Source organism: Thioalkalivibrio thiocyanoxidans ARh2 (assembly GCF_000385215.1).
In the GTDB taxonomy this organism is placed as follows: domain Bacteria; phylum Pseudomonadota; class Gammaproteobacteria; order Ectothiorhodospirales; family Ectothiorhodospiraceae; genus Thioalkalivibrio; species Thioalkalivibrio thiocyanoxidans.
Genome location: NZ_ARQK01000033.1, coordinates 1 through 13,659 on the forward strand (window position 1 = coordinate 1; position 13,659 = coordinate 13,659).

At 65.8% G+C, this 13,659-nt stretch carries 12 protein-coding genes and 3 tRNA genes; 6 read left to right on the top strand and 9 right to left on the bottom strand.

What is annotated here, in order from left to right; all coding sequences use genetic code 11:
- From G372_RS13455 to G372_RS0102330, 4 genes are all read right to left on the bottom strand, one after another.
- The coding region (locus G372_RS13455; RefSeq protein ID WP_018137563.1) for a GTP-binding protein at window positions 1-96 on the bottom strand (96 nt) is incomplete at its 3' end.
- Window positions 97-164: 68 nt separating this feature from the next.
- Window positions 165-240, bottom strand: a tRNA-Thr gene (locus G372_RS0102320).
- Between the two features lie 47 nt (window positions 241-287).
- A tRNA-Gly gene (locus G372_RS0102325) sits at window positions 288-361 on the bottom strand.
- 57 nt (window positions 362-418) lie between these two features.
- A tRNA-Tyr gene (locus G372_RS0102330) sits at window positions 419-503 on the bottom strand.
- A 218-nt stretch (window positions 504-721) separates the two neighbouring features.
- Between G372_RS0102330 and pilB the strand changes: the two genes are divergently transcribed.
- The 5 genes from pilB (at window position 722) to zapD (ending at window position 6,111) form a co-directional block, all read left to right on the top strand.
- Complete coding sequence (gene pilB, locus G372_RS0102335; RefSeq protein WP_018864710.1) at window positions 722-2,440, top strand: type IV-A pilus assembly ATPase PilB; 1,719 nt, start codon at window positions 722-724, stop codon at window positions 2,438-2,440.
- A 63-nt stretch (window positions 2,441-2,503) separates the two neighbouring features.
- The gene (locus G372_RS0102340; RefSeq protein WP_018864709.1) at window positions 2,504-3,715 is read left to right on the top strand and encodes a type II secretion system F family protein; all 1,212 of its coding nucleotides are present in this window, start codon (window positions 2,504-2,506) and stop codon (window positions 3,713-3,715) included.
- Between the two features lies 1 nt (window position 3,716).
- The gene (locus G372_RS0102345; RefSeq protein WP_018864708.1) at window positions 3,717-4,580 is read left to right on the top strand and encodes a prepilin peptidase; all 864 of its coding nucleotides are present in this window, start codon (window positions 3,717-3,719) and stop codon (window positions 4,578-4,580) included.
- 3 nt (window positions 4,581-4,583) lie between these two features.
- Window positions 4,584-5,192: a dephospho-CoA kinase gene (gene coaE / locus G372_RS0102350; RefSeq protein WP_018864707.1), complete on the top strand. Its 609-nt coding sequence runs from the start codon at window positions 4,584-4,586 to the stop codon at window positions 5,190-5,192.
- Between the two features lie 148 nt (window positions 5,193-5,340).
- Window positions 5,341-6,111: a cell division protein ZapD gene (gene zapD, locus G372_RS0102355; RefSeq protein ID WP_018864706.1), complete on the top strand. Its 771-nt coding sequence runs from the start codon at window positions 5,341-5,343 to the stop codon at window positions 6,109-6,111.
- A 22-nt stretch (window positions 6,112-6,133) separates the two neighbouring features.
- Here the strand turns inward: zapD and G372_RS0102360 are convergent, their stop codons facing one another.
- From G372_RS0102360 to G372_RS0102375, 4 genes are all read right to left on the bottom strand, one after another.
- The gene (locus G372_RS0102360) at window positions 6,134-7,135 is read right to left on the bottom strand and encodes a Nudix family hydrolase (protein WP_018864705.1); all 1,002 of its coding nucleotides are present in this window, start codon (window positions 7,133-7,135) and stop codon (window positions 6,134-6,136) included.
- Window positions 7,116-8,327 (bottom strand): bifunctional glutamate N-acetyltransferase/amino-acid acetyltransferase ArgJ, encoded by a 1,212-nt coding sequence (argJ, locus tag G372_RS0102365; RefSeq protein WP_018864704.1) that lies wholly within the window; start codon window positions 8,325-8,327, stop codon window positions 7,116-7,118. Before argJ ends, G372_RS0102360 begins: the two co-directional genes overlap by 20 nt.
- A gap of 21 nt (window positions 8,328-8,348) precedes the next feature.
- Entirely contained in the window at window positions 8,349-11,135 is a 2,787-nt protein-coding gene (gene secA / locus G372_RS0102370) for a preprotein translocase subunit SecA (RefSeq protein WP_019624094.1), read from the bottom strand.
- A 112-nt stretch (window positions 11,136-11,247) separates the two neighbouring features.
- On the bottom strand, window positions 11,248-12,138 hold the full coding sequence (locus tag G372_RS0102375; protein WP_018864702.1) for a M23 family metallopeptidase: 891 nt from the start codon (window positions 12,136-12,138) through the stop codon (window positions 11,248-11,250).
- Window positions 12,139-12,186: 48 nt separating this feature from the next.
- Between G372_RS0102375 and G372_RS0102380 the strand changes: the two genes are divergently transcribed.
- Window positions 12,187-12,615: a DciA family protein gene (locus G372_RS0102380; RefSeq protein ID WP_018864701.1), complete on the top strand. Its 429-nt coding sequence runs from the start codon at window positions 12,187-12,189 to the stop codon at window positions 12,613-12,615.
- A 12-nt stretch (window positions 12,616-12,627) separates the two neighbouring features.
- On the opposite strand, the gene lpxC is transcribed toward G372_RS0102380, so the two are convergent.
- Window positions 12,628-13,551 carry a UDP-3-O-acyl-N-acetylglucosamine deacetylase gene (gene lpxC / locus G372_RS0102385; RefSeq protein WP_012983556.1) on the bottom strand — a complete coding sequence of 308 codons (924 nt, stop codon included), beginning with the start codon at window positions 13,549-13,551 and terminating at the stop codon, window positions 12,628-12,630.
- Between the last annotated feature and the right edge of the window lie 108 nt (window positions 13,552-13,659).

The following is a 13,659-nucleotide window of genomic DNA, read 5'->3' on the forward strand; positions in this document are numbered from 1 at the left end:
CATCGCCGCCGTCAGCGTGGTCTTGCCATGGTCCACATGACCAATCGTCCCCACATTCACATGCGGCTTCTTACGCTCGAACTTTTCCTTGGACATCTCTCGCTTCCCCGGATCGTGACGCTTTCACAAGCGACGCAGGTTGTACGCTGACTTACACAAAAAATTGGAGCTCATGACCGGACTTGAACCGGTGACCTCTTCCTTACCAAGGAAGTGCTCTACCGACTGAGCTACATGAGCCTGACCTACCTGGCCAGGGCCGGACCCGAACCTAGCGCCGGATCAACTGGAGCGGGTGATGGGAATCGAACCCACATCATCAGCTTGGAAGGCTGAGGTTCTACCATTGAACTACACCCGCAGAACCCTGGCTTGCCGAACCACCGCCCCGCTACAGGCCGCTGGCTTGAAAACCCGATGGTGGAGGGAGGAGGATTCGAACCTCCGAAGGCTGAGCCAGCAGATTTACAGTCTGCCCCCGTTGACCGCTTGGGTATCCCTCCTCGATCAAGCCGCGTATTCTGAACCAGCGCGAACGACAGCGTCAAGCGGAGACTGCGGGACCGGCACCGAAGACAGGATCCGCAGCCCGCACGCGCGGGCTCGGCTTCCATTCTCTGCCTATGATCGCTCTCATACGTGGCGTCTGACGGTTTCCATTCCACCACGGACACACGTAGAGTGTGCCTATTGAGGATCAAGGATTCGCGCGTAGACGCCCATGTCCAAAACCACAACGGCGCCCCGCCTGCCGGGGCTGGCCAAGCGTCTCGTGGACGCTGGCCTGATCGCGGAAGATATCGCTGCCCAGATCGCCGAGGAATCGCGCGCTCAGCAGACCCCGTTAATGGCCCTGCTCGCCAGCAAGGGGCAGGTGTCCGAGGCCCGCCTCGCCGAGGCCGCGGCCGAGGAGTTCGGGCTCCCGGTACTGGATTTGTCCTGCTTTGAACCAGAGCTGCTGCCCAAGGATCACCTGAACGAGAAGCTGATCCAGAAGCATCACGCCCTGCCGATCATGCAGCGCGGCAACCGGCTCTATATCGCCGTCTCCGACCCCACCAACCTGGGCGCCACCGACGAGTTCAAGTTCGCCACCGGGATGCCCGTAGAGGCCGTGCTCGTCGAGGGGCACAAGCTGGACCGGCTGATCGACAGCGCCCTGAGCGCCGCCTCGTCACTGATGGACGACCTCGGTGACGACGACCTGGAAAACCTGGCGATCGAGTCCGGTGGCGGCGACGAGGGCGACACCTCGGATGCCGCCGATGCCGTGGACGACGCGCCCGTGGTGCGCTTCGTCAACAAGCTGCTGATGGACGCAATCAACCGCAAGGCATCGGATATCCACCTCGAGCCTTTCGAGAAGGACTTCCGGGTGCGCTTTCGCATCGACGGCGTGCTGCACGAGGTGGCCCACCCACCCAACACCCTGGCGCCAAGGATCACCGCGCGCGTGAAGGTCATGTCGCGCATGGACATCGCCGAACGCCGTGTCCCTCAGGACGGACGCATCAAGCTGAAGCTGTCACGCACCCGTGCGATCGACTTCCGCGTCTCCTCGCTGCCCACGCTGTACGGCGAGAAGATCGTGATGCGTATCCTCGACCCCAGCAGCACCCAGATGGGGATCGACCAGCTGGGCTACGAGGAGCACCAGAAGGAGGCCTACCTCCAGGCGCTCAAGCGGCCCTACGGGATGATCCTGGTTACGGGCCCGACCGGCTCGGGCAAGACGGTGTCCCTGTATACCGGCCTCGGGATCCTGAACACCGCGGACCGCAACATCTCGACGGCGGAAGACCCCTCCGAAATCAACATGCCCGGGGTCAACCAGGTGAACATAAACCCCAAGGTCGGACTGACCTTCGCGAGCGCCCTGCGCGCCTTCCTGCGCCAGGATCCGGACGTGATCATGGTCGGGGAGATCCGCGACCTGGAGACCGCGGAGATCTCGATCAAGGCCGCCCAGACCGGACATCTGGTGCTCTCCACGCTGCACACCAACGATGCGCCGCAGACCCTGACCCGCCTGGCGAACATGGGTGTCCCACCCTACAACATCGCCTCGTCGATCCTGCTGATCATTGCGCAGCGCCTGGCGCGCCGGCTGTGCCCGAACTGCAAGGAGCCGGAGGATCTCCCGGAGGAGGTTCTGCGCAAGGAGGGTTTCACGGATGCGGACATCCAGGCCGGGGTAACCGCCTATCGGGCGGCGGGCTGCGACCAGTGCACCAACGGCTACAAGGGACGGGTCGGCATCTATCAAGTCATGCCGATCAGCGAGGAGATGCAGCGCGGCATCCTGGAGGGCTACAACTCGATGCAACTGGCCCAACAAGCGGCAAAGGAAGGGGTCGAGGACCTGCGTCGCGCCGGCCTGATGAAGGTCATGGCAGGGCTGACCAGCCTCGAGGAAGTCAATCGGGTGACAAAAGACTAGAACGCCACGACCCGTCGGGAGGGACTCCTCCGACCCGGGTCGCCAGCACAGGGGGACAGGTAGATGGCCGATTCCGGGACAATCTACGCGTGGGAAGGGCTGAACAAGAACGGCGACCGGGTCAAGGGCGAGACCCCGGCGGACAGCGAGGCCGTCGCACGGTCAGAGCTGCGCAAGAACGGCATCAACGTCGTCAAGATTCGCAAGAAACCGAAGTCGCTGTTCTCCGGCGGCAACAAGAAGATCGTCCCGGCGGACATCGCCTACTTCCTGCGACAGATGACCACGATGCTGCAATCCGGCGTGCCGCTGGTGCAGGCCTTCGAGATCGTTGGCCGCGGCAACGAAAAGCCGGCCATGCGCGATCTCGTGCTCAAGCTCAAGGCCGACGTCGAGGGCGGCGAGACCTTCGCCGCCGCACTGGCCAAGCAGCCCAAGCACTTCGACGACCTGGTGGTCAACCTGGTCGAGGCCGGTGAACAGGCAGGGACGCTCGAGACCCTGCTGGACAAGGTCGCCACCTACAAGGAAAAGACCGAGGCCCTGAAGGCCAAGATCAAGAAGGCCTTGTTCTATCCGGCCGCGGTCATTGTGGTCGCGATCGTGGTCACCGCGATCCTGCTGATCTACGTGGTCCCGCAGTTCGAATCGCTGTTCCAGGGATTCGGCGCCGACCTTCCGGTCTTCACCCGCATGGTGGTCGACCTCTCCAACTTCGTGCAGGCCTGGTGGTGGTTGATCCTCGCGATCATGGTCGCAATCGGCTTCGCCTTCGTGCAGACCCGACAGCGCTCGCCGCGCTTCGCACGCTTCCTCGACCTCGCCTCGCTCAAGGCTCCGGCTTTCGGCCCGATCCTGCGCAAGGCCGCCATCGCCCGCTTCGCGCGGACGCTGTCCACCATGTTCTCCGCGGGTGTACCGCTGGTCGATGCCCTGACCTCGGTCTCCGGCGCCACGGGTAACGCGCTGTATCGCGAGGCCACGCTGCGCATGCGCGACGAGACCTCGGCCGGGGCCCAGCTGCAGTGGTCGATGCGCAATACCGGGGTGTTCCCCAACATGGTCGTACAAATGGTTTCGATCGGAGAAGAATCCGGGTCGCTGGACTCGATGCTGGCGAAAGTCGCGGACTTCTACGAGGCGGAGGTGGACAACGCCGTGGACAGCCTCTCGAGCCTGCTGGAGCCCCTGATCATGGTGATCCTGGGCGTGCTGGTCGGCGGCCTCGTGATCGCGATGTACCTGCCCATCTTCCAGATGGGTCAGGTTATCTAGGATGCCCGGCACGGAAGCGTTGCTGCCCCTGTCCTGGGCAATCGCGGTCGCGGCGGTATTCGGGCTGCTGATCGGCAGTTTTCTGAATGTCGTCATCGCCCGGCTGCCGGTGATGCTGGAGCGCGGCTGGAATGCCGAGGCACGGGCGATCCTGGAGCAGGAACCCGCTGCGGACGATACCCCGTTCGACCTGCTGCGCCCGCGTTCGCGCTGCCCCCACTGCAAGCGGCCGATCCGGGCACACGAGAATATCCCGATACTCAGCTTCCTCTGGTTGCGCGGGCGCTGCCCGGGATGCGGCACGGCCATCAGCTGGCAGTATCCGCTGGTCGAGATCCTCACTGCGACCCTGTTTGCACTGACCATCTGGCACTTCGGGGCTGGCACGACCGCGCTGCTGGCGCTGGTCTTCACCGGCGTCCTCATCGCCGCCGCCGGGATCGATGCGCGCACCACCCTGCTGCCGGATCAGCTGACCCTGCCGCTTCTGTGGCTGGGCCTGCTGGTCAACATCCCGGGCACCTTCACCGACCTGCAGTCGGCCGTGATCGGGGCAGCGGCAGGCTACCTGGTGCTGTGGCTGATCTTCCACGGCTTTCGCCTGGCTACCGGCAAGGAGGGCATGGGGTACGGCGACTTCAAGCTGCTCGCCGCACTGGGGGCATGGCTGGGCTGGCAGGCGCTGCCGGTCATCCTGCTGCTCGCCTCCCTGGTCGGGGCAGTGGTCGGCGTCCTGCTGATCCTGCTGCGCGGGCGCGACCGCAACATACCGATCCCGTTCGGACCGTATCTCGCGGCGGCCGGCTGGCTGGCGCTGATCTGGGGCGATACGCTGGTGGCGTTCTACTTCCCACAGGGGCTCTAGTTCATGCGGCGGGTCGGACTGACAGGCGGGATTGGCTGCGGCAAGAGCCGCGTCGCCGGACTGTTCGCCAGCCTGGGGGTTCCGGTGCTGGACGCCGACCGGGTCACCCGCGAACTGCAGGAGCCCGGACACGACCTGCACGCCGCGATCGTCCGCCACTTCGGCCCGGGGATACTGGACCCCCGGGGGCACCTGGACCGAGGAGCCCTGCGCGCGCGGATCTTTGCCGAGCCCGAGGAGCGCAAGGCCCTGGAAGCGCTGGTGCATCCCGCGGTCCACGCAGAACTGGAACGCCGGCTCCGCGACCTGCCAGACACGAACGGATATGCGCTGATCGTCGTGCCATTGCTGTTCGAGGCCGGCTGGGACAGCGAGTTCGACCAGGTCATCGTGGTCGACTGCCAGCCGGAGGAACAGCTTGCGCGGGTCACCCACCGCGACGGCCGCACACCGGCCGAAGTGCAGGCGATCATGGACTGCCAGCTGAGCCCGGAAGAACGCCGCCGGCGCGGCGACCGGGTGATCACCAACGACAGCACGACCACGGACGAGGATCTCCACCGCCAGGTCTCCGCCCTGCACCAACAGCTGCGATCCGGAACAGACAACTAGGAGCCGGTCGGCGCGCCTCGCGGGACCAACACTGTGCGCCGGCCCCGACTCCTGGCGGGGGCGGGTAGAAAGTCCCCCCCAAAATACCGGATACTGCCGTGATCTTGTTGCCGCGCAACGCTGCGAACCCAAGCCGGATGGGCCGCCCGTGACCCAATTGCTCACCTTCGAACAACCGCTCCATGAACGCGTGCGACTACTGTTGCGCCTGGAGGCGCTGGCGCAGCGGTTCGGGGACGCCCTGGAGTCCGGACGCCCGTTCGACCACCACGAGGCCCTGGTCTCGCTGGTCGACATCTATGCGCTGGTCACCCGGGTCGACATCAAGCGTGAACTGATGGGCGAGATCGAACGCCAGACCGCAAATCTCAACCGCCTCACCAACCAGCCTGGCGTCGACCCGGAACGCTTTTCCGAGACCATGCAGGCCCAGAAACGCCTGCACTCGGCGCTGGAGGAACAGGCCGGCGCGCTCGATCACCGGGTGCGCGGAAACGAATTTTTCAACAGCGTGCGCCAACGCATGGCGCTGCCCGGCGGCGCTTTCGACTTCGACCTCCCCATCTATCACCACTGGCTGGCCCAGAGCTCCCCGGAGCGCACGGCCCTGCTGCTGGAGTGGTTCGAGCCGCTAAACACAGTCGCCGAGGCAACCGTGCAGGTCCTGTCCTACATGCGCCAGTCCGGACGCTCGGAATCCGCCCTCGCGGAAGACGGCTATTTCGAGCGCAGCCTGGACACGAGCCACGCATGGCAACTGATCCGCGTCAGTGTCGACCCCGACGCGGGGTTCTATCCGGAGATCAGTGCGGGGCGCCAGCGCTTCACGGTCCGATTTTTCTCGCCCGAGGACTTCCGCAACCGCCCCGTACCCGCGGCACGAGACATCGAGTTCCAGCTGTGTTGCTGCGCCCTTTGAGCCGGCCGCACGCCCCCGCGCTTTAACCCGGTTGTGAACCGGGGCCTTGTTCGAGCAACCCGCGGATCGCCGCGATACCCTGCGCACCGCAGGTCCGGGCCTGCCCCAGGTCTGCCTCCTGCATCCCGCCCAGGGCATAAACCGGGACCCCCGCCTCGCGCACCTGTGCCGCAAAGCGCTCCCACCCCATACCGGGCAGACCCGGGTGGGATGCGGTAGCCCGAACCGGGCTCAGGACCGCAAAGTCCAGCCCCAGGCGGGCAACCGCCGCCAGCCCTTCGGCGTCGTGCACCGAGGCGGCGACCGGTCCCGAGACGGGAGGACGCCCCGAACACTCTCGCCAGCGCCGTTCCGGCAGGTGCCAGCCCGTCCCCGGCAGATCATCGACCCACTCCCAGGGCGCATTTGCGAGCAGCGGGATGCCGCGCGCCCGAGCGAAGCGATGCAGCGGCTCGATCAGGGCCCGGTAATCCGCCCGCTCGAGGCCCGGGGCGCGCACCTGTACCATCGGACTCGACAGACGCGCCAGCGCCGCCTGTACCTGCTCGATCACAGCCGGGATCTCGGACCGCCCGGCGGGTGCAGGGGTGATCAGGTAGTGCTGCGGCAGGACCAGGGCCTGGAACATCGGGTGATTGGCGGCGGGGAAATCCGTGGGTTCCAGAGTCGCCGGGTCGCGCCAGGCCCATTCCTGACCCTCGCGACCATGCACCTCGCCGGACCAGTCGGTCACCCGGAACACGCGCAGGGCCACGGAACACTCGGCAAAGTCATGGCGCACGGTCAGGCACTGGACACCCCCACGCACGACGATCCCCAGCTCCTCGTGCAGCTCGCGCGCAAGGCCCGCAAAGGCACTCTCGCCGGCATCAATTTTGCCGCCCGGAAACTCCCAGTAACCGCCCAGGTGCCGTCCGGCCAGGCGACGACTGACCAGCACGCGGCCGTCGCCATTGAGGACCAGCCCCACCGCGACCTCCAGCGGCGAAGTCGGATGGCCCGGCTCAGGACCGGTATTCGGCATTGATACGAACGTACTCGTGGGAGAAATCACAGGTGTACTTGCGGGCCGCGGCCTGCCCCCGACCCAGCGCGATCCGGATCTCGATCTCGTCCTGGGCAAAGGCCTGCTGCCCGGCTGCCTCGGTGTAGTCCGGGGAACGCCCGCCCCCACGGACGATCTCCACACCATTGACGGTGATGGCGACCTGCTCGATCACCAGGCCCGTAACGCCGGCGCGACCGACTGCGGCCAGGATGCGCCCCCAGTTGGGGTCGGAGGCGAACAGGGCGGTCTTGACCAGCGGCGACAGGGCAACGGTCTCGGCCACCCGCGAGGCCTCGGCCCCGTCACGGGCCGATTCCACCGCCACGGTCACGAACTTGGTCGCACCCTCGCCGTCGCGCACGATCGCCTGCGCGAGCTCAAGGCACAGATCCCCGAGTGCGCGCGCGAAGGCCTCGCGGTCCTCGGCCGTTGCCAGCGTTGCGCCACTGGCGCCCGAGGCCATGCAGACGACCGCATCGTTCGTGGAGGTGTCGCCATCCACCGTAATGGCGTTGAAGCTGGCCGCATTCGCTTCACGCAGCAAAGGCAGCAGCTCGGCTTCGGTGATAGCGAGATCGGTCCCGATGAACCCGAGCATCGTGGCCATGTTCGGGTGAATCATCCCGGAGCCCTTGGCGATCCCCGTCAGGGTCACGGTACCGCCCGACAGCTCGATGCGGCGACTGCTGCCCTTGAGCACCGTATCGGTGGTCATGATCGCGCGGCCGGCCGGCATCCAGCCATTTGGGACCAGGGCCGCGTGCAGGGCGGGCAGGGCCGTGGTGATCCGCTCGACCGGTAACGGCTCGCCAATCACCCCGGTGGAAAACGGCAGCACCGCGCGGGCATCGCCCCCCACCACCTCGGCGACCGCCTCGCAACAGGCACGCGCGGCGGCCAGCCCCGGCTCGCCGGTCCCGGCATTGGCATTGCCCGCGTTGATCAGCAGCCAGCGGCCGGAAGCCTCGGCCTGATGCTCGCGGGCGACGATGACCGGGGCGGCACAGAAGGCGTTGGTAGTGTAGAGCGCGGCAATGGTGGCATCCGGGCCGGCGTCGACCAGCACCAGATCGTCACGCCCGGCGTAGCGAATGGCTGCCGCCGTCGTGGCCAGGCGGATGCCCGGCACCGGCAGCAATGTGTCCGGGGGTTGCAGCCCAACGGCCATGTTCAGTGTTTCCCTAGACGCTCAGAGCTTGCCGTGGCACTGCTTGTACTTCTTGCCCGAACCGCACCAGCAGGGCTCGTTGCGCCCGAGCTTGGGACCCTCGCGACGATAGGGGGTATCACCGCTCGCCACCGGCTCGCGCTCTTCCGCCCCGGCCTCCAGCGCGCTGTCCGGATTCTCGTGCTGGAACTCCATGTCGGATTCGGCCGGGGCCTTCTTCTTCGGCTGCAGCGCCTCGACCTCTTCGGGCGAACGCAGTTGGATACGCAGCAGATACTTGATCACGTCGTGCTTGATGCGCTCCAGCAGGGACTGGAACATCGCGAAGGCTTCTTTTTTGTATTCCTGCTTCGGGTTGCGTTGCGCGTAACCGCGCAGCCCGATGCCCTGGCGCAGGTAGTCCATCGCGGCCAGGTGTTCCTTCCACTGGGTATCCAGCACCTGCAGCATCATGTCGCGCTGCAGGCGGTTCATCGTGGTGTCGCCCAGCTGCTCGCGCTTGCCGGCGAGCAGCGTTCGGGCGTGCTCGATAATCCGCTCGCGCAGCGGCTCCTCGTGCAGGTCTTCCTCGGACTCGAGCCACTGCTTCACGGGTAGTTCGATCCCGAACTCGCCGGTCAGGGCCTGCTCGAGACCCTCGACGTCCCATTCGTCCTCGATCGAGCCCGGCGGGATGTACTCGCTGATCTGGGCATTGATCACGTCGCCGAGCAAGGCATCGATGGTGTCACTGATGTCCTCGGTGGTCAGCAGTTCCGCACGCTGCTCGTAGATCACCCGCCGCTGGTCATTGGCGACGTCGTCGTACTCCAGCAGCTGCTTGCGGATATCGAAGTTGTGCGCCTCGACCTTGCGCTGGGCGTTCTCGATCGCCCGCGAAACCCAGGCGTTCTCGATCGCCTCGCCTTCCTTCATCCCCAGGCGCTGCATCAGGCCGCGGACGCGCTCGGAGGCGAACACCCGCATCAGGTTGTCTTCCAGCGAAAGGAAGAAGCGGCTGGAACCCGGATCGCCCTGGCGCCCGGAACGCCCGCGCAACTGGTTGTCGATACGGCGGGATTCGTGGCGCTCGGAACCGATGATGTGCAGTCCCCCGGCCTCCAGCACCTGGTCGTGACGCTTCTGCCAGTCGGCCTTGATCTTCTCCCGCGTCGCGGTGTCCTCCGGATCGACCTCGGCCAGCTCGGCATCCAGCGAGCCCCCCAGCACGATGTCGGTCCCGCGGCCGGCCATGTTGGTCGCCAGCGTGATCGCGCCCGGGCGCCCGGCATGGGCAATGATCGCCGCCTCGCGCTCGTGCTGCTTGGCGTTGAGCACCTCGAACTTGATCCCGGTCTTCTTCAGCCGGTCTGCCAGGCGCTCGGAGGCCTCCACGGAGGCGGTGCCGACCAGTACGGGCTGGCCCCGATCCACGCACCACTGGATCTCCTTGATGATCGCATCGTACTTCTCGTCCTGGGTCAGGTAGACGAGGTCCTGCATGTCGTCGCGCACGAGCGGCTTGTTGCCGGGCACGACCACGACCTCGAGTCCATAGATCGTCTGGAACTCGTAGGCCTCGGTGTCCGCGGTACCGGTCATGCCGGAGAGCTTCTCGTACAGGCGGAAGTAGTTCTGGAAGGTGATCGAGGCCAGCGTCTGATTCTCGCGCTGGATCGGCACGCCCTCCTTCGCCTCGATCGCCTGATGCAGGCCCTCGGACCAGCGGCGGCCGCCCATGATGCGGCCGGTGAATTCGTCGATGATCTGCACCTTGTTGTCGCGCACCAGGTAGTCCACGTCGCGGTGGAACAGGGCATGGGCCCGCAGCGCGGCATTCAGGTGATGCAGGACCTGGATCGAACCGGCGTCGTACAGGGACTGGTATTCCTCCAGCAGCCCCTCCTCGCGCAGCAACTGCTCAGCCTTCTCGTGACCGTCCTCGCTCAGGAAGACCTGCTTGGCCTTCTCGTCGACGTAGTAGTCGCCCTCGCTCTCCTCGTCTTCCTGACGGGTGAGCTGGGGCGGGATCTTGTTCAGCCTTTCGTACAGCTCGGAGCTGTCGCCACTGGGGCCGGAGATGATCAGCGGGGTCCGGGCCTCGTCGATCAGGATCGAGTCGACCTCGTCGACCACCGCAAAATTGAGGCCGCGCTGTACCCGCTGATCGGCCGAAAAGGCCATGTTGTCACGCAGGTAGTCAAAGCCGAACTCGTTGTTGGTGCCGTAGGTAATGTCCGCGGCATAGGCCTCGCGGCGAGTCACGGGGCGCAGGTGATCCATCCCCCCTTCCTCGGCCTTGTAATCGGGGTCGTACAGATACGAGGCGCTGTCCACGCCCTGCCCCCCGGAGGAGTTGACTACACCGACGCTTAGCCCCAGCGCATGATAAAGCCGACCCATCCAGGCGGCATCGCGGCGGGCCAGGTAGTCGTTCACCGTCACCACGTGCACGCCGTCGCCAGTCAGGGCATTGAGGTACACGGGCAGCGTGGCGACCAGGGTCTTGCCTTCCCCCGTGCGCATCTCCGCGATGCGCCCGTCGTTCAGCACCATGCCGCCGATCAGCTGTACATCGAAGTGGCGCATGCCCAGCACGTGAATGCTCATGGCACGGCAGACTGCAAAGGCCTCCGGCAACAGCTTGTCGAGGGACTCGCCGTCCTGGGCCCGCTTGCGCAGCTCGGTGGTCTTGTGATGCAGCTCTTCGCGCGGCAGGGCCTCGTTGGCTTCCGCCAGGGCGTTTATCTGCTCGACCTGCTTGCGATATCGCTTGATGATGCGGTCGTTGCGACTGCCGAAGAACTTCTGTACGAGCTGCTTGACCATAGGGATCCGCTTGAGGGGGCTTGTGAGAGCCAACCGTTGTCCGAAACCCGCTTAGGATAAACCATCCGCCCACCACCTGCGCGGGGGCGGACACCGGCAAGGGGTTTCGGTTTCAGTCGTCGTCGGGCAGGAAGTCGTAGGGGTTGACGGCCCGCCCTGCTTTCAGGACTTCGTAGTGCAGATGGGTATCGGTGGCGCGGCCGGTGCGGCCCATCCGCGCAATGCTATCGCCGGCGCTCACGCGCTGACCGGCCTCGACCAGCAACTCCGAGTTGTGCGCATAGCGCGTGCGCAAGCCACCGCCATGGTCGATTTCGACCATCTTGCCGTAGGCGTCGCGCTTGCCCGAGAAAACCACCACGCCACCCCCCGCCGCACGGATGTCCGAGCCATGGCTGCCGGCGAAATCCATCCCCGAGTGGAAGCGTCGCTCGCCGGTAAACGGGTCATTCCGATAGCCAAACGCGGAGCTAATCCAGGCCTCGTCATCCACCGGCATGAGCTGAGGGCGCAGGGCCTCGCGCGACGCATCCTCGCGCAGCGTATCGTCGATCAGGGCCACCGAGGCCTGGTGCCGATTGAGAAGACGCTCCAAGGCATGGAGGCGTTCATCCATGGCCATGGGGGAATCCGGGCCTTCCAGTTCGGGGCCACCCTGCCCCCCCATCGCGGGCACCAGTTCGGACAGATCCAGATCGAGGGTCTCCCCCACCGAACGCATGCGCAGATCCACACGAGCGAGCTGCCGCTCCAGTGTCACCACACGCTCTGCCAGATGCTTGAGCCCCTCGTGGGCAACCTCGCGCTCGGCGGCCTCGATGACGGCCTGGTCACTGCCCGGGACAACGGGGACCTGGACGACCTCTCGCTGCTGCTGCCCCACCCAGTAGGCACCAGCGACGGCCGCCACCATCAGGGCCAGCAGCGTGGCGGCGAGGATAAGGGTGGCACGCAGCGGAAGCCGGGTACACAGGCCGTCCGGTCGTAGTACGATCAGTTGCATGGCTTTCTCGATTACTCTTGTACTGTCGGACTGCGCGGGGCGGCAGCGATGATGCCGCGCCCCGCCAACCGCTTTGTTGCGGCCAATCTGAGCGTTCACTGTTCCCGCGATCTGGAGCTGGAGCGGGCTCTCGCCCCCGTGGTGGGCGAGGAACTGCGGCGCGGGCGCCTGGCCCTGACCCGACAGGGAGAAACCCTGATCGCGGTTTGCACCGATCGCGCGCTGGCGACCGAGATCCGCTTCCAGCAGCGCGAGCTGCTCAAGACGCTCGCGGCGGCCGGCATCGACGGCACCACCGAGGTGCGCATCCGACTCGACAGCACGCCACGCGCGCCGCAACCCGAGCCGGTCGCGGTCCAGCGCGAGATCCCGGAGGCGGCCCGCTCGCTACTCAGGCAGACCGCCCGTTCGGTCAGCGATCCGGCGCTGTCCGGGGCGCTGGAACGCCTGGCCGCGCTGTCCTCGCGGGGACGCTAGCCCCCGCCGGGCCTAGCCGGTAGCGATCGTTGGCGCCAACTGGCCGAAGGAGATCGGCAGCCGCTCCGAGGGGTCCTCGAAGGTAACCTTTTCCCAGGCGGTCTCGTCCGCCGCCAGCTGGCGAATCAGCTGGTTGTTCAGCGCATGCCCGGACTTGTGCCCGGTAAACGCGCCGATCAGGCTGTGGCCCAGCAGGTACAGATCCCCGACCACATCGAGGATCTTGTGCTTGACCAGCTCGTTGTCGTAGCGCAGGCCATTCTCGTTCAGGATCTTGTAGTCATCGAGCACTACGGCGTTGTCCAGGCTGCCGCCCAGCGCCAGCTGGTTGGCGCGCAGGGCCTCGATGTCGCGCATGAACCCGAAGGTCCGGGCACGCGAAACCTCCTTCACAAAGGAGGTGGACGAGAAGTCCAGCTCGGCACGCTGGCTCCCGTCGGTGAACATCGGGTGTTCGAAGTCGATGCAGAAACCGACCTTGAACCCGTCGTAGGGGTCGAAGCGCACCCATTTGTCGCCCTCGCGGACTTCCACGCTGCGCTTCACCCGGATGAATTCCTTGGGGGCGTCCTGTTCCTTGAGCCCGGCGGACTGCAACAGGAACACGAACGGCCCGGCACTGCCGTCCATGATCGGGACCTCGGCGGCACTGACATCCACGTGCAGGTTGTCGATACCCAGCCCCGCGATCGCGGAGAGCAGGTGTTCCACGGTGGAAACACGCACGTCTCCCTTGACCAGCGTTGTCGACAAACGTGTGTCGCCCACGTTCTCCGCCCGGGCCGGGATTTCGACGACAGGATCCAGATCGCTCCGATGGAAAACGATCCCGGTATTCACCGGCGCTGGTCGCAACGTCAACACGACCTTCTCCCCGGTATGCAGCCCCACGCCTGTGGCCCGGATGCTGTTCTTGAGCGTTCTTTGTCGAATCAACGCGTATAACCTCTTTCTTTTCAGGCGCATAGTGGAGCCCGGGCCCTCCCGGGCTCCTCATGCACACAACGATTACCGCATTATTGCAAGTTTCCGCCCTCCCTGCAT

What these genes read in the sequence shown, in the direction of transcription:
- pilB (WP_018864710.1), top strand. Translation starts at nt 722, where the DNA reads ATGTCCAAAACCACAACGGCGCCCCGCCTGCCGGGGCTGGCCAAGCGT.
- G372_RS0102340 (WP_018864709.1), top strand. Translation starts at nt 2,504, where the DNA reads ATGGCCGATTCCGGGACAATCTACGCGTGGGAAGGGCTGAACAAGAAC.
- G372_RS0102345 (WP_018864708.1), top strand. Translation starts at nt 3,717, where the DNA reads ATGCCCGGCACGGAAGCGTTGCTGCCCCTGTCCTGGGCAATCGCGGTC.
- coaE (WP_018864707.1), top strand. Translation starts at nt 4,584, where the DNA reads ATGCGGCGGGTCGGACTGACAGGCGGGATTGGCTGCGGCAAGAGCCGC.
- G372_RS0102360 (WP_018864705.1), bottom strand. Translation starts at nt 7,135, where the DNA reads ATGCCGAATACCGGTCCTGAGCCGGGCCATCCGACTTCGCCGCTGGAG.
- argJ (WP_018864704.1), bottom strand. Translation starts at nt 8,327, where the DNA reads ATGGCCGTTGGGCTGCAACCCCCGGACACATTGCTGCCGGTGCCGGGC.
- secA (WP_019624094.1), bottom strand. Translation starts at nt 11,135, where the DNA reads ATGGTCAAGCAGCTCGTACAGAAGTTCTTCGGCAGTCGCAACGACCGC.
- G372_RS0102375 (WP_018864702.1), bottom strand. Translation starts at nt 12,138, where the DNA reads ATGCAACTGATCGTACTACGACCGGACGGCCTGTGTACCCGGCTTCCG.
- G372_RS0102380 (WP_018864701.1), top strand. Translation starts at nt 12,187, where the DNA reads ATGATGCCGCGCCCCGCCAACCGCTTTGTTGCGGCCAATCTGAGCGTT.